The organism is Saliniradius amylolyticus (assembly GCF_003143555.1).
In the GTDB taxonomy this organism is placed as follows: Bacteria; Pseudomonadota; Gammaproteobacteria; order Enterobacterales; family Alteromonadaceae; genus Saliniradius; species Saliniradius amylolyticus.
Window position 1 is genome coordinate 1,137,602 of the sequence record NZ_CP029347.1, and the last position, 18,398, is coordinate 1,155,999.

Annotated in this window: 16 protein-coding genes; 5 read left to right on the plus strand and 11 right to left on the minus strand. The window is 54.3% G+C overall.

Annotation, left to right across the window (positions count from 1 at the left end; translation table 11 throughout):
* The first annotated feature begins 88 nt into the window (after nucleotides 1–88).
* Nucleotides 89–1,549, plus strand: coding sequence for a winged helix-turn-helix domain-containing protein (locus HMF8227_RS05395; protein WP_109339204.1), 1,461 nt, complete (start codon nucleotides 89–91; stop codon nucleotides 1,547–1,549).
* On the opposite strand, the gene HMF8227_RS05400 is transcribed toward HMF8227_RS05395, so the two are convergent.
* Both HMF8227_RS05400 and HMF8227_RS05405 read right to left on the minus strand, forming a co-directional pair.
* Entirely contained in the window at nucleotides 1,546–2,628 is a 1,083-nt protein-coding gene (locus HMF8227_RS05400; RefSeq protein WP_109339205.1) for an efflux RND transporter periplasmic adaptor subunit, read from the minus strand. The two genes, HMF8227_RS05395 and HMF8227_RS05400, sit on opposite strands and share 4 nt — an antisense overlap.
* A 10-nt stretch (nucleotides 2,629–2,638) precedes the next feature.
* Nucleotides 2,639–5,719, minus strand: coding sequence for an efflux RND transporter permease subunit (locus tag HMF8227_RS05405; protein ID WP_109339206.1), 3,081 nt, complete (start codon nucleotides 5,717–5,719; stop codon nucleotides 2,639–2,641).
* A gap of 269 nt (nucleotides 5,720–5,988) precedes the next feature.
* Here HMF8227_RS05405 and rpsO point away from each other — a divergent pair, with 269 nt between their 5' ends.
* The 4 genes from rpsO to HMF8227_RS05425 all read left to right on the plus strand — a co-directional run bounded on the left by rpsO (nucleotide 5,989) and on the right by HMF8227_RS05425 (nucleotide 9,692).
* On the plus strand, nucleotides 5,989–6,258 hold the full coding sequence (rpsO, locus tag HMF8227_RS05410) for a 30S ribosomal protein S15 (RefSeq protein ID WP_109339207.1): 270 nt from the start codon (nucleotides 5,989–5,991) through the stop codon (nucleotides 6,256–6,258).
* A gap of 103 nt (nucleotides 6,259–6,361) precedes the next feature.
* Nucleotides 6,362–7,657: an alkaline phosphatase gene (locus HMF8227_RS05415; RefSeq protein ID WP_109339208.1), complete on the plus strand. Its 1,296-nt coding sequence runs from the start codon at nucleotides 6,362–6,364 to the stop codon at nucleotides 7,655–7,657.
* Between the two features lie 17 nt (nucleotides 7,658–7,674).
* Nucleotides 7,675–8,343 (plus strand): ABC transporter ATP-binding protein, encoded by a 669-nt coding sequence (locus HMF8227_RS05420; protein ID WP_204101035.1) that lies wholly within the window; start codon nucleotides 7,675–7,677, stop codon nucleotides 8,341–8,343.
* A complete protein-coding gene (locus HMF8227_RS05425) occupies nucleotides 8,343–9,692 on the plus strand; it encodes an ABC transporter permease (RefSeq protein WP_109339210.1) in 1,350 nt (449 codons plus the stop codon). The genes HMF8227_RS05420 and HMF8227_RS05425 overlap by 1 nt, the downstream gene beginning before the upstream one ends.
* A gap of 289 nt (nucleotides 9,693–9,981) precedes the next feature.
* Here HMF8227_RS05425 and HMF8227_RS05430 read toward each other — a convergent pair whose 3' ends face one another.
* The 9 genes from HMF8227_RS05430 to HMF8227_RS05470 all read right to left on the minus strand — a co-directional run bounded on the left by HMF8227_RS05430 (nucleotide 9,982) and on the right by HMF8227_RS05470 (nucleotide 18,387).
* The gene (locus HMF8227_RS05430) at nucleotides 9,982–10,731 is read right to left on the minus strand and encodes a nuclease-related domain-containing protein (protein WP_109339211.1); all 750 of its coding nucleotides are present in this window, start codon (nucleotides 10,729–10,731) and stop codon (nucleotides 9,982–9,984) included.
* Nucleotides 10,732–10,846: 115 nt separating this feature from the next.
* Complete coding sequence (locus tag HMF8227_RS05435) at nucleotides 10,847–11,194, minus strand: hypothetical protein (protein ID WP_109339212.1); 348 nt, start codon at nucleotides 11,192–11,194, stop codon at nucleotides 10,847–10,849.
* An 880-nt stretch (nucleotides 11,195–12,074) separates the two neighbouring features.
* The gene (locus HMF8227_RS05440) at nucleotides 12,075–12,665 is read right to left on the minus strand and encodes a YqaA family protein (protein ID WP_239421210.1); all 591 of its coding nucleotides are present in this window, start codon (nucleotides 12,663–12,665) and stop codon (nucleotides 12,075–12,077) included.
* A gap of 59 nt (nucleotides 12,666–12,724) precedes the next feature.
* Nucleotides 12,725–12,931 (minus strand): DUF6435 family protein, encoded by a 207-nt coding sequence (locus tag HMF8227_RS05445; protein ID WP_239421212.1) that lies wholly within the window; start codon nucleotides 12,929–12,931, stop codon nucleotides 12,725–12,727.
* Between the two features lie 43 nt (nucleotides 12,932–12,974).
* The gene (locus HMF8227_RS05450; protein ID WP_239421213.1) at nucleotides 12,975–13,388 is read right to left on the minus strand and encodes a hypothetical protein; all 414 of its coding nucleotides are present in this window, start codon (nucleotides 13,386–13,388) and stop codon (nucleotides 12,975–12,977) included.
* A 6-nt stretch (nucleotides 13,389–13,394) separates the two neighbouring features.
* Nucleotides 13,395–13,607: a DUF3820 family protein gene (locus tag HMF8227_RS05455; RefSeq protein ID WP_109339214.1), complete on the minus strand. Its 213-nt coding sequence runs from the start codon at nucleotides 13,605–13,607 to the stop codon at nucleotides 13,395–13,397.
* Entirely contained in the window at nucleotides 13,585–15,393 is a 1,809-nt protein-coding gene (locus HMF8227_RS05460) for an ABCB family ABC transporter ATP-binding protein/permease (protein ID WP_109339215.1), read from the minus strand. Before HMF8227_RS05460 ends, HMF8227_RS05455 begins: the two co-directional genes overlap by 23 nt.
* Before the next feature lie 56 nt (nucleotides 15,394–15,449).
* Complete coding sequence (locus HMF8227_RS05465) at nucleotides 15,450–17,078, minus strand: response regulator (RefSeq protein ID WP_109339216.1); 1,629 nt, start codon at nucleotides 17,076–17,078, stop codon at nucleotides 15,450–15,452.
* A 64-nt stretch (nucleotides 17,079–17,142) separates the two neighbouring features.
* Nucleotides 17,143–18,387: an HD-GYP domain-containing protein gene (locus HMF8227_RS05470; protein ID WP_109339217.1), complete on the minus strand. Its 1,245-nt coding sequence runs from the start codon at nucleotides 18,385–18,387 to the stop codon at nucleotides 17,143–17,145.
* Nucleotides 18,388–18,398 lie beyond the last annotated feature (11 nt).

Here is an 18,398-nt window from a genome sequence, read left to right on the forward strand (position 1 = left end):
CACAGACTAACGTGCTGATTTGCCATTCTTTATGGGCTGATAGATACTGTCCTGCTACTAGACCTGCGAACTCAAGGGAGCCGGTGCTGTGACAGGGCAGTATCAATTTTCCGATAAAACCTTTAATGCTAAGCAAAATACCCTCAGTCAGAACGGATATCCGCAACCGTTAGAACAAAAGGTTAGCCAACTGTTGGAGTTGTTCTGTCGCTCTGATGGCCGGGTGATTAGAAAGTCTGAGTTACTCGAACAGTTATGGCCGGATCGTGTCGTCAACGAAGACAGCCTTTCGGTGGCAGTCAGTAAGCTCAGAAAGGCGCTGGGCGATGACCGTCATCAGCCCATCTATATAAAGACCATCAGCGGCGTTGGCTACCAGTGGTTGCCACAGACCCAGTGTTTCGATTCCGAGTCGGCAGAAGATGCCAACGCCCAATCTGAACCCGTTTCCCAGGTGAATGAATCCCCGTCTTCCGTCAAAAGGACGAGTGCAGTACTGCTCTTTTTAGTGGCTTTAGTGGCCCCTGCGTGGTTTTGGTGGCCTGCAGAGAGTACGCCCGTCGACTCTCAAAAAGCAGAGACAGTGACGCTGTCGGAGTCGTTTCGCCAGCAGTTGGAGGTGGCCGGGCAGGCATTAGAGAGTAACGATGGCGCTCAACTGAAACAGGCCATCGTCACTTATCGTAATGTCTTAGAGCGCCACCCTGACTATTTACCCGCCTACATGGGCATCGCCAGAGCGAAATTTGAGTTAAGCCATACGCAAACCAGTTTTGCCAGTCTGCAGTTGTACAAGGATGAGATTCGGGCACTGGCCGAGCATGTTTTAGAAAAAGATCCTGAAAATGATGAAGCCTGGTTGATGCTGGCAACCATCCGATTCCTGGCCGACTGGGATTTTGAAAGCGCCGACAGCGCCTACCTAAACGCACTGAAATACGGTCCCGATGAGCCCACTAATTATCTGACCTACAGCGAGTTTCTGATTACTCAGGGAAAGTTTGAGCAGGCCCGGGAGCAGCTGGATCGGCTTAGGGCCATTAACCCCAGTTACTATCGGTTTGTGAATATGACCTTTGTACACTTTATGCAGCGCGAGTATGACCTCGCGATGGCGGAAGTGCAGCGATTGATCAATTCAGAGGTGGACAGCCGGGGTCATCATGTTATGGCCCATCGGGTCGCATTAATGCAGGGTAAGGAAGCAACCGCATTCAGGAAGCTGAAGGTCTTGATGGCTGAAGCGGGGTTTGATGAGCTGCGGATTAAGACGGTGGAGCGTGTGTATCATGAAGGCGGGCTGACGGCGGTTTTCAGGCACTTTCTTGAGCAGGAGTTGCCCGAAAACGTCGGTCACTACCGGCCACCGCTGGCACTCGCCCGCTATGCCATTTTAGCGGGCGACAAGGCCGCGGCACTCGACTGGCTTAGAACGGCCGTGGCACAGAAGCAGTCCACTGTACTACTGGTGCCGGTGGACCCACTTTATCAGTCGCTCTTTGGCTTTCCGGGCTTTGCCGAACTGTTAGAGCAGATCCCCAGTGCTTAACTGGCGATCGTCGACAGAGGGAATTCCTCGGCGGTGAGAACGCGCACGAGCTGCCCATCCGACAGCGTTTCACCGCCGCGCACGACCACCCGCTGCCCCTCTGACAAATTGCCCTTAACACTGACTTTATCACCCTGACCGGCTATCACCTCAACATCTACCGCTTTCGCTTTGCCGTCCTGATCCAGCACATAGACCTGAGTCCGTTCTTTGCCGACAATCAATGAATCTCTTGGCACGACCGCGTTCAGCTCGGGGGAGGCGCTGGGCAGGTCCACACTCACCAGCTGGCCCACATAAAACTGACCGGCGTCGGCTTCAGGGATTTCCAGATAAGCACTGAAGGTTTGCGAGCGCTCGTCGCTGACCGGCACGATGGACCGCAGGGGAAAGCGAGTCTCTCCCTTATTGAAGTGCACGGTCATGGCGCCCTGAGCACGGGGAAAATCCGCATAAGCCAAAGGACCATTGACCCGCACCTCAAGCTTTTGAGTGTTGATCAAATACACGATCGCGTGAGCGGCGGTTACATCCTGACCCTCCTGACGGTAGCGCTTAGCAACGACGCCTGAAAACGGCGCCACCACCTGAGTCTTACTCAGCTTGTCCTTGGCATCGTCCAGTTCGACCCTGAGTAATTCCAGATCAGTCTCAGCCAGTGCCAGGTCGGCCGACTGGTTGTCCAGGTCCCGCTGAGAAATAGCCGACTGGTGATGCAATTCCTGCATGCGTTCTAAATCACCTTTCAGTTTGTTGATGGTAATGGTTTTGCGTTGAATCTTTAGTTCCAGCTGGCGCACCTTGTTTTGCCAGGGTTGGGTTTCAAGCCGGGCCAAGACATCGCCCTGACGGACCTGGTTGCCGGGTTCCACAACCCAGGTCAGTTTGCCGCTGACGCCAGCGGAAATATCCGACTTAAGGCGGCTTTGTACCTGTCCTGTGACCTTGACTGACGGGCTCAGGTGTTGAGTCGCTACCGGCACTACCGACACCACGGGGGCCGCAGGTTCTTTGGCCTGAACGTCCAGGGGCCACTGAATAAATAACAGCGCAGTAAAGCAATAGATAAGTTTTTTCATGGTGACTTCCTTATGATTGGGTAACAGTATTGGGCGTCGGCTTACGACGCGTAAATGTGGTGAGCTGTCCGGTGACAGACAGCAGAACAGCGATATGGATAACCATAAACAGGGTGCTGGCGAGCATGCCGCCGACAATCACGACCGCCAACCCTCGATAGATTTCACTGCCAATGCCGGGAATCACCGCCAGCGGCAGCATGCCAATGACCGAGGTCAGGGTACTCATGTAAATGGGACGGATACGTGTGCGAACGGCCTCGCTGATGGCGTCGTTGAGGCTCGCGCCCTGCGACTGAGCCCGGCGGGTCTTGTCCACCAATAAGATGGCGTTATTGACCACCAGTCCCATGAGGATCACAAAGCCGATCATGGTCAGTAAATCCAGCGCCTGATGCGTAAACAGGTTAAGGATGCTCAGCGCCAGCACGCCACCGGCCAGAGCGACGGGCGTGGACAGCAGCACCAACAGGCTATCCACCGCAGAGCGAAACAGCGCCATCATCAGTAAGAACAGAATCAGGATGGCGAAGCCAAAATTCGCCGACATCGTGCTGATGGTGTCTTTGAGATTATCCGAACCGCCACTGAGAGAGATAAACGCCTGACCACCCAGTTCTGGCTGGATCTCGCCGATAATGTCACGCAAACGGCTGATGACGTCTTCAAGCGGAATATTGCCCGGGGGCGTAATGGCCAGAGTCAGGGCCCGCTGACCATTAACATGGCGCAGACTTACGGGACCCACTGTGCGCTGCTGAGTCGTGAGTTGATCCAGTGTTTTGACACCGGCTGCGGGGGTATAAATGGGCATAGCGGAAAGTTGCTCCGGCGTATTCCAGGCCTGCCCTTTTAAAATGATGTCAAGACGACGGTCGCCATCGTAATATTCACCGGCATAAGCCCCGTCTGTCAGTACCCGTACGGCGTTGCCGATATCGGCGCGCGTGACCCCGGACTGGGCCAGAGCATAATCATCGGGCACAACACTCAGCTCAGGCTGCTTGTCGGACAGGCCGGGTAACGGCCGGACTACAGAACCCGCCAATGTGTCCTGAATTCGGCCCATGGCCCGCTTGGCCACCAGGCGCGTGGTTTGATTAATATCGCCGCTGAAGTTCATATAGACGGTGCGACTGCCACCGGTACGCATACTCAGTAGTGACTGCTGGAAGGAAAAGGCCTGGGTGTCTGGCAGCCCGACCAGAATCTCTTCATTGAGCAGTCTTAGCACGTCTTTAACTTTGGCCGGGTCTTTGGGATAGATGAATAACACGCGTCCCCCCGCGCTCATGGCAATGTTGTAATCCCGGATGGCCGGCTTTTTGCCACCCGTGCGATAGGGCTCAAGACGATTTATCAACAGCTGACCGATCTCCTTCTCCAGAACCGCATAGTTGGCGCCCGGGGGGACATTAAATACGGTAATGATGCCCTCCCACTTGGCTTCAGGAAGGAAGTCTGCACGCGGCATCATTAAGGCGATGATCATCAGGGCCCCTGGCAGCAGCGCGACAAAGGCAATCGCTTGCTTTAAGCGGGTGTTCATCAGCCGCTGATACAACCCGGCCAGCCTTTGCCAGAAGACATCGGTCGATTTGTTGCCTGTATCCCGTCTCAGTGCCATTACCGCCACAACCGGCAGTAACAGCGTGGCCGCGAGCAGGGAGGCGCCCACCGAGAAGGTCATGGTCAGGGCCAGATCCATAAACAGCTGCCCCTCGACGCCCTGCATAAAGATGATGGGGGTAAAGATGGCAATGGTGGTCAGCGTTGAGGCAAACAGGGCAGGGACAACCTCTCGGGTGCCCTGAATTGCCGCATCGGTAAGGGGAAGCCCGGACCTTCTCAGCCGCACGATGTTTTCTTGCACCACAATTGCGGCGTCAAGCACCATGCCGGTTGAGAAGGCCAGACCTGCCAGGGAGATGATATTCAGGCTGCGGTCCATCAGCGACAGCCCCCAGATTGCGGCTAGCAACGAAACCGGGATCGTAATGCCGATAAGCAGCGTGGCGGTCACGCCGCGCAGCATGGCATAGAGCATCAGCATCGCCAGGATAATGCCGATCCCGAGGTTGCCTTTGACCAGCTCAATGGCTCGCTTGATGTGTGTTGACGGATCAAAGCTCAGTACCAGATTGAGATCGTGCGGCGCCAGAATCTGCTCATTGATTTGCCCAACGCGCTGTTTCAGTTCATCCATAATGGCAATGGTGTTGGCGTTCTTTGCCGCACTGAGAGTAATGTAAAAGGCGGGCTGGTTGTTGCGGTAGGCAAAATTACGCTGTTCACGATAGCCCTTAGTGACGGTTGCCACTTCCTGCAAGTACACCGGCCGGCCGTCGTTGTAGGCGACCACCATATTGCCAAATTCCTCGGTGCTGTACTGGCCGTTATAGCGCACGGTGTACTCGCGACGACCAACCTCGGCAAAGCCGCCAGAGACGTCCCTGGCATTGGCGATATTTTGCATCAGCTGTGACAAGGACAACCCCAGGGCTGCCATGCGGTAGGGGTCGACGGTAATCTGTAATTCGCCCTCCAGATAACTGTTCAGATTCACGTCGGTGATGCCTTCAATGGTCCGCAGGCGAGGCGCAACGTTTTGCTTGATCATTTCCTGGTAAGCACTGAAATCCTTGTTGCCATCTTCGCTCAGGTTCTGGATCAGCAGTGTTGAGAAACCCATGTCCAGTTGACCGAGCACAATTTGTGGCTCGGCGGCCTCACGGGGCCGGCCCGGAGCCTGATTAATAGCGCTGACCACATCGATAAAGGCCTGCTGCATATTGGCATCGATGGCAAACTCAATGGTGGTATAAGCAAGCCCGGCGCGGATGGTGGAGCTGAGTTTTTCAACTCCGACTACCGACTGCAACACTTCCTCCTGGGGCTGCACAATCTCAGACTCCATTTCCTCCGGGGCGGCGGAGCGCCAGAAATTCACCACCGTGATTTGAGGGCGCTCAATATTGGGCGTGAGTTGGACAGGTAGCTGCGTCAGCGCAGTGGCACCTAAAATGCCAAGGATCAAAAACACCACAATCACCGCAATCGGATTTTTATGGCTGTTAGCAAGCAAATTCATGGGTCGTCCTTTTAGCTTTCAAAATCGAACGTCACGCAGCATAGAAAAGCCCGGCTTAAGGTGCCTGAATAGCCTCTTAAAAGTTCTTAAATTTTCTTAAGCCCTTGCCCCGTAAGGGCTGGGGAGGTGTGTTTCAGTTAAGGCAATCGGTGGCTTTTATGACGATAAGTGGCAGTTTTGCTTGTGTTTTGTCGCTGGGTCGTTATAATGCCGCCTCTTTTTCGACAGGCTGAATTAGTGATCGGCCTGTCTCACTATTGGAGTAAGCTATGTCACTAACGAAACAAGAAACTGCACAAATTGTTGCCGAATACGGTCAGGGCGAGAACGATACCGGTTCTCCTGAAGTTCAGGTTGCGCTGCTGAGCGCCAACATCAACAAGCTGCAAAACCACTTCGGTGAGCATAAGCAGGATCACCACTCTCGTCGTGGTCTGCTGCGCATGGTTAGCCGTCGTCGTAAGCTACTGGACTATGTGAAGAAAAACGATCTGAACCGCTACAGCGATTTGATCAAGCGTCTGGGTCTGCGTCGTTAATATCGCGCCATCCATCGCAAACAAAAAGCACCTTCGGGTGCTTTTTTTGTGCCTGCGGTTACACTAGGATAGCCTTGTTTCTCTGCTTACTTTTGGATGTAAGATGCTAAAAAGATTCCTGTTTTCGGCGTTAGCCGCCGCCTCCGTGGCCCAGGCTGAGCCAGCTCCCAATATCATCCTGATGATCGGCGATGGCATGGGGGTCTCCCATACCACCGCCTATCGTTACTTTGCTGATGAGAGCCGGCCGGCCAGGCCAACTGTGCTGGACGAGATGCTGGTGGGCATGTCCCGCAATACACCAGACGATGACTACCTGATTACCGACTCTGCCGCTGGCGCCACTGCCTTATCGGCGGGCATTAAAACCTACAATGGCGCCATTGCCGTGGATAACAACAAGCAGCCCGTTCCCACCGTGCTGGAGCTGGCCAAAGAGCGTGGCTATCAAACGGGCGTTATCAGCACGGTACAGGTTAACCACGCCACACCAGCAAGTTTCCTGGCTCATAACGAGGCACGCCGTAACTATCATGAACTGGCCGATGACTATCTGGATGAGAAAATTAAGGACCAGTTTAAGTTTGATGTGTTGTTGGGTGGTGGTACCGATTACTTTGTGCGCAACGACCGGGATCTGACCGAGGAATTCAAACAGGCGGGCGGCACCTATATCGACGATTGGTCCGAATTGGAAAAGACCAACAGTCTGCCATTGATGGGCCTGTTTGCGCCGGTGAACCTGCCTTATGTGGTCGACACAGACGATAAAGACGTGACCCGACTGGCGACGATGGTCAGCAAGGCCACCGACCTGCTCGATGATGCCGGCAAGCCCTTTTTCCTGATGGCCGAAGGCGGCATGATTGACTGGTGCAGCCATGATAACGATATCGCCTGTACCATGTACGAGATGACCGACTTTGCCAATGGCGTTCAGGCCGCCAAGGACTATGTGGATGCCCACCCCAATACCTTGCTGGTGATCACCGCCGATCACGAGACCGGAGGCCTGAGTGTGGGCGGCTATCATACCAAGCAGTGGAAACCCGCTATCGTAAAACAGGTACACCGGGCCATTGTGACACTGGCGGACGATATTCTGGCCGCCGAACCTGAGCAGGCCCCGAAGCTGGTGGCCGCCGCAGTGGATTTTGAGCTGACCGATAAAGAGGTGAAGCAACTGGTTCGGGATCGCCGGACCGGCTCGCGCGATATCATTCGTCAGCGCCTGCGGGATATGATCAACGAGCGCACCATCACCGGCTGGACCTCGCTCAATCACAGCGCCGGGGATATTCAGATTTTTGCCTACGGGCAGGGCGCTGAGGCATTTCGTGGATCGATGGAAAACAACGTCATCGGCCAGAAGCTGATTGATTTAGTGACACAGGACTGACTGAGGAAGGGCGGATAATGACGGTAGCGGTAAAACTGACCGATGTGCGTTTTGCCTGGCAGCAAGCGCCGGTGCTGGATATCCCCGAGTGGCAGCTGACCAGCGGCGACAGCCTGTTTTTATACGGGCCCTCCGGCTCCGGCAAATCCACCTTACTGAATCTGCTGTGCGGCGTGCTGACCCCGCAATCAGGGCAGGTGAAGATATTGGGCACCGCCATCAATCAGTTGAGTCCGGGTAAACGGGACCGTTTTCGGGCTCGTCATATCGGTATGGTGTTTCAGCAGTTTAACCTGCTGCCGTATCTGAGCGTTAAAGACAATATCGCCCTGGCGGCCAGCTTCAGCGGCGGTCGTCAGCTCGACGCAGACTGGCGTCACACCCTGATTGAACGGTTGGAGCTGACCGACGATATCCTTCAGCGTAAGGCCTCCGATCTGAGCGTAGGCCAGCAGCAGCGTGTGGCCGTGGTGCGGGCGCTGCTGAATAAGCCGGAGCTGATCATCGCCGATGAACCCACTTCGGCACTCGACAGTGATCTGCGTGACCACTTTATCGAATTGCTGTTAAGCAGCGCCGAACAGTCCAATGCTACGGTGATCTTCGTCAGCCACGATAAAGATCTGGCGCGGCATTTTGACCATCACCAGAATCTGGCCGAAATCAATCAAGTGGAGGGGCGGTAATGTTACTGAAGATCGCACGGGCCAGTCTCTGGAATCGCAAACTGACCGCCTTTCTCACTGCTTTTTCCATCGCCGTGAGTGTGTTTATTCTGCTGGGGGTGGACCACCTGAAAAACGAGCTGGAGGCCAGTTTTGGCCGCACCGTCTCCGGGGTGGATGTGATCGTGGGACCGCGCACCGGGCCGGTGAACCTGCTGCTGTACTCGGTGTTTCGCATCGGTAACCCCACCAACAACATCAGCTGGCAGACCGTCGAGACGCTGAAAGACTCGCCACAGGTGGACTGGATGGTGCCCATTTCATTGGGCGACTCCCACAAAGGCTATGCGGTGATGGGCACCAGCGAGGCCTACTTTGAGCGCTTTAAATACGGCGACAAGCAGCCGCTAGCATTTGCGCAGGGCAGGGCCTTTGCCAGCGAGCAGGAAGTGGTGCTGGGCGCGGCCGTGGCCGAAAAACTCGGATATAAGCTCAATGAGAGCATCACACTGTCTCACGGCACCGGCGAGGTGAGCTTTACCCAGCATAAGGGCCATCCACTGAAAATTGTGGGTATTCTGTCGCCCACGGGCACGCCGGTGGACCAGACGGTGCATGTGGATCTGGGCGCCATTGCCGCCATTCATGATACCTCATCCCGGCCCAAAATCGGCCAGCGCATCGGCGCCAAGCCTAAGCCTGCGGACCATCACGAGCATGACGAGCATAAGCATGACAGTCATGACCATCATGATGATCACGACGCTGAGCCCAAACACCAGGAGCATAGTGAGCACGCCCATCAGCATCACCAGCCGGACTCGGTTACCGCGTTACTGGTGGGCCTAAAAACCCGTATCGGAGTGCTGCAGTTCCAGCGTCAGGTGAACCAGTTTAAAGACGAAGCACTGCTGGGCATTATCCCCGGCGTGGCCCTGTCGCAGCTGTGGGAAATGATGGGCATGGTGCAGGGCGCGTTATCTCTGGTGGCGGCACTGGTACTGGTGGCCAGCCTGCTTGGCATGATGACCATGCTGCTGGCCTCACTCAGAGAGCGGGAGCGGGAAATCGCCGTACTCCGGGCCATTGGCGCGCCCAGCCGGGTGGTGCTGCTGCTGATTGAGATCGAAGCGGTGCTGATTACGCTGGTGGGCGCGGTGATGGGCTATGCCATACTGGCAGGCAGCCTGACCCTGGCAAGGCCACTGCTCAGCCAGCAATTTGGCCTGTTTATCGGCCCGCTGCCGATGACCGCCTCCACCGGTATTTATCTGTTGGTGGTACTGGCGCTGGCGGCGCTGCTGGCGCTGTTGCCAGCGTGGCTGTCTTACCGCACGGCACTGAGCCGGGGGTTATCAGCCAGGGTGTAGATTTATCGCCAGCCCCGGTGGGGCTGGGCGTGGGAGAGGGGAGTCAGCTCAGCCGCGGTGGCTGAGTTTATCTTTACAGATGCCACAATAATCATGGCGACACCAATTAAAAACAAAACAATACCGCTCCATTTCACCCTGTTCATAGAGTCTCTCCTTAGACGGCCATCTTATACGGCCTTGATTGAACGTTAGTTTTTAAAGCTTTCTACCAAACGTAGCTAAAGAGGCGAGCAGGTCAAGGGAAACTGCCTGCCGGGCTGTGTTTAGCGCACTATCATACGCTTGGTCAGGTTGAACCGATATTCTCAACGGCTCTGCACTTGGGATAGGTCGAACAGCCCCAGAACGGATTTCCAGCATTCGGGCCCCGTTTTGCCGTGCGCTGCACCATCTTATTACCGCATCTTGGGCATTTTCGCTCCACCCTGGCATCAGGTTGAGTTCTGAGTTGTCGGACATGCTGACGATGTGTGTGCCAGTTCGCTGCTAACCGGCCAGAGTGAATTTGGGACACAACTTGCGCTACTTCAGCCTCTGTCATTACCCGCTGAGAGAATGACTTTATGTAGCTAATGTAGCCACCACCGCTCGTGACATTAGCTGGCATGGAAGACTTGAATGTACTGTCACCCGTGAAGACAACAACTGAATGAATAACATCGGGCGGGGCATCGAGTAATGATTCCAGCGCTTTGATATGTTTGTAGTTTTGGTGCAGTGGGTTTTGAAATTTGAAGGACTTTCTGTAGATTTTTTGTGTCCACTGGGCCTGGTTCGCCCCGCCAAAGATCCACCCCTTCATATGCTTGGTTTCCACAACGAACACCCCAAAGCGGGAAACAAAAATGTGGTCGATCTGCGTAGAGCCGTCAGGCGTGGGGAGCGTTACGTTGTGTATCGGATGATAAGTGCCCTCGGGCAAGCGTAGCGTTGCCTGTAGCTTGACTAACCACTCACCCGCAACACCCTTAAACCAAGGTGTTTTTAATAGCGATAGGAGAATCAGGGCGGGAAGAACCCACCAAAGATCTAGCATTTTATGGATACCCGGGGAGTTGTCTACTGTTGGTTCTTAACGCCTGCCATAAACGGCCGAGTGAAACGAGGTCCGGCGACCGAAGGGAGCGAATTTAATGGCTTGGTTATGCATTTTAGTCCCAGATTAGCTTTTTGATGAAGACAGCTATGTAAGTCACGCTAAACAGCCAGAACGCAAGCTTAACTAACACGACGACCGTAAACCACGTAGGCATTGTATCGAAATATACCGTATCTGTAGTTCGGATATTGGGTACCGCTAAATTAATCGCTGCTTGATATAGATGAACCCCCAAAAACAACGCGAGGAAGAAAAAGAACCCAAAATAGAGCCATCCCTGCTTCTTGGGGAGCATCAAGCTTTCAAGAGCATCTCCTAGCGCTGAAAACCTTGGCTCGCGCAATTCTTCAACGGACTTCTCCTTTCTTTGACGCTTTTTCTTTCTCGAAGGCTTCTTCATATAATTGCATAACAATTTAATCTGCGGCAAAGTGCCGTGTTTAAACGCGGCGTCTTGCTCGAGATCAATAATAGGTTTTTTGTACCATAGCCCACAGGCCTTGTATAGATTGGCTTATACCCCATTGTCTGGCGCAAAGAATGTCAAAAACCGGCAGATTGCCGTCATATTGCTGTTATCAGGAACTCTGAACACCATGGGTAACTGACCTTTACCTTCAATTCAACACTTGCATAAGCCAGACCGGTGAGCCACAGAATGGCCTGTCGTATCTGGCAGGGGGGCCAGATTATGCATCCATATATAAGCTGGATTTTGGCTTTTCAGTTAATACTAAAAGTGTTGGACCCTGAACCACGTTCAGGGTGACAGCAGATGACCCCACTTTTTCCGGCGTCTGCCCGCCACAGGGTGTTTTAACGGGCCATTGGTGCTGGCCGAAACTTTGATAATTACCGGTTGAGATCCTGAGCCAAGCTTAGGATGACTATGATGGTGGGGATTGATATGTCGCTTTGACTTTCCCTTGCCGAAATAAGGCTCAATCGAACGCGAAATCCTGGATGATTTCGCGAGGCGATAGCTTTGCAGGACGCTACCTTGAGCCGGTTCGATGTAGTTAGAGCCTTGGTTCGGCAAGGTTCCCGGAAAGTCAGCAGCGACCAAAGACCTTTTCGCCCCTTTTTACTCGTATCGTCCTGATACTCGCCGTACGGGCCGTCGTCGCGTTGCTCCCACGTTCAACGCTTTTCCCGAAAGCGTTGTGGTCTTTCTAAAAGGGGCTGGCGTGCCAAGGAAGGCACGTCATATAAGGCAAGGAGGCCAATACTGGCAGATATCCGTCGCCGACTGGGGGAGTGCCTGTCTGCCTCCGGGCAGCTTAAAAATACTGAATCCCCAGCCCGATAACCAGAATCACTAAAAGACCAATGCCCACACTCACCGAGTGTTTACGCCACAGTGTCATGGCCTGTTCGCCAATTAACATGACTAGCAGTGCCAGACCGTAATAGCGCAGCGAGCGGGACAGCAGGGAGGCGACGAGAAACAGCCAGTAGGAGTACTGGCTGGCGCCGGCCGCGAGCTGCGCGATCTGAAAGGGCACCGGGGTCAGGCCGACCATAAAAATGGCCCAGAAGCCATTGCCTTCCATATTAGCTAAAAATTCGTTGAACTGGGCCTGGCCACCGGTGTAGCTCAAAAACCACTGGCCGACCGACTCATATAGCCCAAAGCCGACCCAGTAACCCATGCTGGCGCCGAACAGACAGCCCGCCAGCGCCACCGAGGCGATGCGCCATATCTTGTGTCGCTCGGCCAGCATATAGGGAATGAGTACCAGCTCCAGCGGCACGGGAATAATGGTGGCTTCCAGCGCTGAAAAGAAAAACAGAATCACCAGTGCATGGTTGGAGTCCAGCAGTCGCTGTAGCCACTGGTCGGCGCGTTTGTTTTTGGGGCGTGGGGTCATAGGCTCCAAAGGGTGCTGCATCAAAAGTGCGTATTATGCCACACCGCCCTCCAGGGCCGTTATTTTTGTTGCTGAGCTTCCATCTGCTGGATTTTCTGCCACAGGTCGTCGGCGTCTTTGGAGAGCATGGAGTACTGGCGAATATCGCCGTTTCGCTGGGCCGTGAGGGCCTGCTCCTGTAGTTTCGACAGTTGTTTACGGTACTTTTTGCTGGGGTTAGCGCTGAATAATCCGAACATGGGGGCCTCAAAAATGGTTGATTGCATGACTCCCTACGGTGAACAGGCCGAAAAAGTTGTATTGCCCGGACTAATGACCGATCAGCGGCCCCACACTGCCTTCGCCGCAGGCATTGCTGGTCAGGGCCTGTTGCCGTTCTTCTTCGGTGAGTATCCCCACCAGTGGGGTTTTACGTCGCAGTTTGCGCATTCGGGGGGTATCGTCCAGCAGCGCTTCGAAACAGCGCTTGGGATTACGGGTCAGCTGCTCGAGCGCACAGTACCAGGTCAGGTAGGCACCGTGGCGGAGTTTGCCCATTTCCCGGCGCTGCTCCAGCACTTCAAAAATGGCGGGAAGCAGCTCGGGATGGCGCTGCAGCTTGTCCAGCATGGCCTGGTGTAGCACCAGAATTTGGCGGTCGATGTTTTCGTCTTTGATACTGCGGCGCCGCGGTTCGTACTGTCGGCGCCGACGCCGGTGATCCGGTTGATGGTACAAAGGCACTGAGGCTCAATCCTCCAGAAGCGGCGCGCAGACCGACTCCAGACCATTGACCTTGATCTCATGCATCAGCGCCAGTTGCTGGCCCAGTTTGCCCTCGGGAAACCCCTGCTGGGAAAACCAGACTAAATAGGGCTCGGGCAGATGCAGCAGCTTGCTACCGGCATACTTACCAAAGGGCATGGTTTGGTTTACGGCCTCACGCAGTTGTTGTGGGTTCATCATGTTGCTCTTGCTGTTGGTTACGCCACAGGGCCGCATACAGACCATTACGGGAGAGTAATTCGCTGTGGCTGCCCGATTCGGCAATGCGGCCTTGCTCCAGGACCAGGATCTTATCGGCATCGACGATGGTAGACAGGCGATGGGCGATCACCAAACTGGAATGGCCCCGTGCCACCTCTTTGAGTGCCCTGACGATGGCCTGTTCACTGCGTGAATCCAGTGATGAGGTGGCTTCGTCGAACACCATAACAGGGGGGCGTTTCAGCAGCACCCGGGCAATGGCCACGCGCTGTTTCTCGCCGCCGGAGAGCTTAAGGCCCCGTTCGCCCACCTTGGTCTCGGCCCCTTTGGGTAAGGCTTCGACAAAATGGCGCAGATGGGCCAGATCGATCACCCGGTTGACCTCCTCGTCACTGGCGTCGGGCCGGGCATAGCGGATATTCTCAAACAAGGAGTCGTTAAACAGCACGGTATCCTGAGGTACGATGCCGATGGCCTTGCGCAGCGAATCCTGGCTGACGCTGCGAATATCCTGTCCATCGATGCTTATCTGGCCCTGGGTAACGTCGTAAAATCGAAACAGCAGCTTAACCAGCGTCGATTTACCGGCGCCGGACGGACCGACCACCGCCACTTTCTGGCCCGGTTCAATGGTAAAGTTTAACTCCTCCAGAATCGGCCGGTCCGGCTGATAGGCAAAGTTCACGTGCTTAAACTCAACCCGCCCCTGGGTAACCTTAAGCTCAGAGGCGCCGGGCTGGTCGTTAATGCGGGTCTCAAGTTTTAACAAGCCGAACAGCTGTTCGATATTGGCCATGGCGCCGCGTATTTCGCGATACACAAAGCCTAAAAAGTTCAGCGGCATAAAGATCTGCATGGTAAAGGCGTTCACCATCACAAAGTCACCGATGGTCATGGCCCCGCTGGCCACACCCTGAGCGGCGAGCAGCAACATGGCGGTCATGGCCACGGCGATCACCAGTGCCTGGCCGCCGTTTAACGCAAACAGAGACAAACGGTTATTGCGGCGGGCCTGTTCCCAATCGGCCAGGTGTTTGTCGTACTGGCGGGATTCATAGCCTTCGTTGTTAAAGTATTTTACCGTCTCGTAGTTAAGCAAGCTGTCGATGGCGCGGGTATTGGTGCCGGAATCGGCCTGATTCATTTGCCGCACATATTCGGTGCGCCAGTGGGTGGCCTTGACCGAAAACCAGATATACACCACCACCGCCACCAACAAGACGCTCGCGAAGCTAAAGCCAAACTGATAGAACAGCACGCCGACCACCAGAGTAATTTCCAGCAGGGTGGGAACGATGTTGAACACCATAAAGCGCAGCAGAAAACTGATGCCGTTGGTGCCGCGCTCGATGTCCCGGGCCAGCCCGCCGGTCTGGCGGTCCAGATGAAAGCTTAAATCCAGACGATGCAGATGCTTAAACACCTTAAGCCCGACCCGGCGCATGGCGCGCTCGGTGACCCGCCCAAACAGGGTGTCGCGGATTTCTCCGGCCAGGGTATTGAACAGCCTCAGGCTGCCGTAGGCCACGATTAGCGCCACCGGTACCGCGAGCAGCGCTTTTTCGGTACTGTCCATATTCAGATCATCGACAATGTACTTAAGTACAAAAGGCATGCCGATGCTGGCGAGCTTGGCACCGATCAGACAGACCAGCGCCAGTCCGATCCGGGCCTTAAACTCGCTCAGGTAGGGGAGGAGTTGTTTCAGGGTGTGCCAGTTTACCGGGTGATCGTTGTCAACGGGAAATCGATTCGATCTCATTGAGGTCTGGATGGATGAGTGTTGGCGCTATTGTACCATTGGCAGCACGGACGCGATCACAAACTGCCTTCGAGTTTGGCTCGGATCTGCTGGTAACGGGAATGCTGGTCTTCCGACAATTCGCCCGATTCGATGGTTCGAATGCAGCGGTGCATGAGCTGTTCGACATTTTTATTAATGTTAATGCCGCCGGTTTTGTCGGTCAGGGCTTGCAGTAAGTTAAGCGCGATGGACGGGCTCTTGGGCATAATCGTATAGGCCTGTCGGAAGGTTTTAAGAGCCTTATTCAGGTCACCGGACTGATAAGAGCTTACCGCGCTGTTGTTGAGCTCCCGAGGGTTCATGCGAATGGCGGACTTTTCCCGTTTTTCCTGTTTAACATACTGAATAAACAACCGGCTTTGCTGGTCGTCCTGGTGGCAGCGCTGCTCGACTTCGTTCATGACCTTTTCACTGCGCTCATACAGACCCAGCGCATGGAAGGTTTTGGCCTTATCCAGCAGGGTTTCCAGATCGTCGTTCTCAAGCACATCGCCGCTTAACTGGTTGATAAGCTTCTGGGCCTTTTGTTCATCGTCGTACAAAAAGTTCAGGCGGGCGTTGACCACATTGAGTTGTTCGTCGTACTCATTCTTAGCGGTCGGGAAACTGGAGGTCATTTGTTTGATGCACTCCTGAGTCTGATGCAGCACATCGGGCACGTCGTTATCTTCCACCGTCATCGCGTAATCCAGCCCGGCGCGGGCGGCGGTCAGGTAGTTGTCAGGGTGGTCATGCAGGGTTTGGCGCGCATAGCGGGCCGCTTTTTTGGCGGATTCAAACTGGGCCTGATGATCGTGGGCCAGTCGGGCCAGGTCCACGGCCTCTTTGTGCCGCTCGATATTATGTGGCGACAGTTGAGCGGCGGTGACCAGACTCTCCAGGGCGCTGTTGTAATCCTGTCGCTGAATGTTCACGTCCTTGAGTAAGTCGTAGGCGGCCAGCTGGGCGTCAGGCTTAAAGGCGATACGCAGGATGCGTTTCTCGGCCTCGTCGTTGTCACCCAAGGCCAGCAGCGCCTTGGCCAGGCCTAACTCGGCCCAGGAGAAACTCTGCACACTGACAATGGCTTCGTAAAAGTCCCGTGCGCTCTCATATTGCTCCAGCTTAAGCAGTAAGTCACCTTTGAGGCGCAGTGCGGTGGGGTAGAAACGCGAGTGGGCCGGGTTGGTTAATACCACTTCCAATTCTTGCAACGCGGCGTTAAATTCTTGTTGGTCCATCAGCTGGTAGACGTTGCGCAGAGCTCGTTTGCGCTCCAGTACCACACTTAAGCGTTTATCCAGTGACTTAACGGTGAAGGGTTTGACGATAAATTCGTCGGGCTGCAGTTCAATAATGGCGCGAACAATATGGGCACTGGTATCGGCAGAGGTAATAACAAACGCCGTGCTAGAGGGCAGACGTTGTTCCTGTTTGAGCCGCTCATAAAGGTTGTAGCCTTCCTGCTCGTGCTTAAGGTCATACGCGCAGAGGATGAGATCAAACCGGGTATCTTTGAGTTGTTTCAGGGCGGTTTCAGTACGATCGGCGTAGTAGAGATCGGTCAGTCCCAGTTCTTTGAGGCTGTATTTGATGTAGCCCTGAGCGAGCTGAATATCGTCCAGTACCAATACTTTACAGGACTGTGCCAGCTTATAATCCATGCGCCTTTATCTTTGTTCGTGTCGGCCTGTGCTTTAGAGTATATCGTGCAAACGGCAAAATTTCTTAACTTGGCGCCTGATCGACAAAATAACTGATTCGCTCTCTGGGGTTGAGGTACTCGTAAGCCTTTTGCGGGAGTTGCTTGGGTGCCAGCGCTTTTTGGATGGACAGTTCGCTGTCCTTTAAATCCAGGATGGGCGCCTCGGTGCGCGGTACGCTTGGGTCATAAAGCAAGATGCCCGGATTGAGCAGATCCTTACTGTTCACCGAAATTACCATGCCTATCTGCTGTTCAGACAGCAATACCAGGGTTCCCGGTGGGTATACTCCCAGCAGCTTGATAAACATCTTCAGGGCTTTTTCCGGTAGTTTCTGCCGCATTTTCTTGAACAGGTAAGACAGGGCGGAATAGGGCGTTCGTGCTTTGCTGCTGTCTACCGGGTGACAGAGATTATCGTATTCGTTAACCAGCATCAGTACCTGGCTGGGGGGAAGGATATTTTCGTCGGTCAGTCCTCTTGGGTACCCGGAGCCGTCCAGGTATTCATGGTGCTGGAAAATCATCGGTAAGGCTTGTCTGGGAAACTCTTCGGCCTCTTGCAACATTTCCACCGCATACTGGCAATGCAGCATTAAAAAGTTCTTTTCGGGCCTGGTCAGCGCGACTTTCTTATTCAGGATTTGTTTGGGGATCTTGAGTTTGCCGACATCATGAAACAGCGCCGCAAGCCCCAGGTTCTGGCAGTCTTCTTTGCTCATGTCCATCTGCTTGGCCAGCATCAGCGCCAGTACAGTGACATTCAGAGAATGGTAGTAAAGCTCCTGATGGTCTTTGTTGTCTTTCATCAGGTGCAATATGGCCCCCTGATCGCCCATGATGACCTCCACCAGATTGTTAATCAGTTCCTTGGCTTCCTGCACCGCCTGCAGCGGACGGCCATTGACCTTATTCATCAGGCTGCGTACCTGAGCCAGGCTTTTATCGAACTGCTTCTCGGTTTTTTGCAAACTGCGGCGGAAGGTCTTGAGTTTTTCGATGCGTTGCTGCTTCTCCTGCTCAAGGCGCATTTTCAACAGTTCGCTGTCATCCTCTTCGGCGGAGTCGGGTTCTGGTTCGTCCAGTCGCACCGCACTTTTGCTTTCATCCACCACCACGTAATCCAGACCCAGTGACTGAATGATCTTGATTTGACGTGGGTCTTTCAGCTCAAAGCTGTTCAACAAAAAAGGATGCTTCATCCAGCCGGAAGGCAGCCTAACGTACATGCCTAAGGTGAGCTTTTGGGGGCTGATATTGATAGTAGTCATAAACGTCAGTA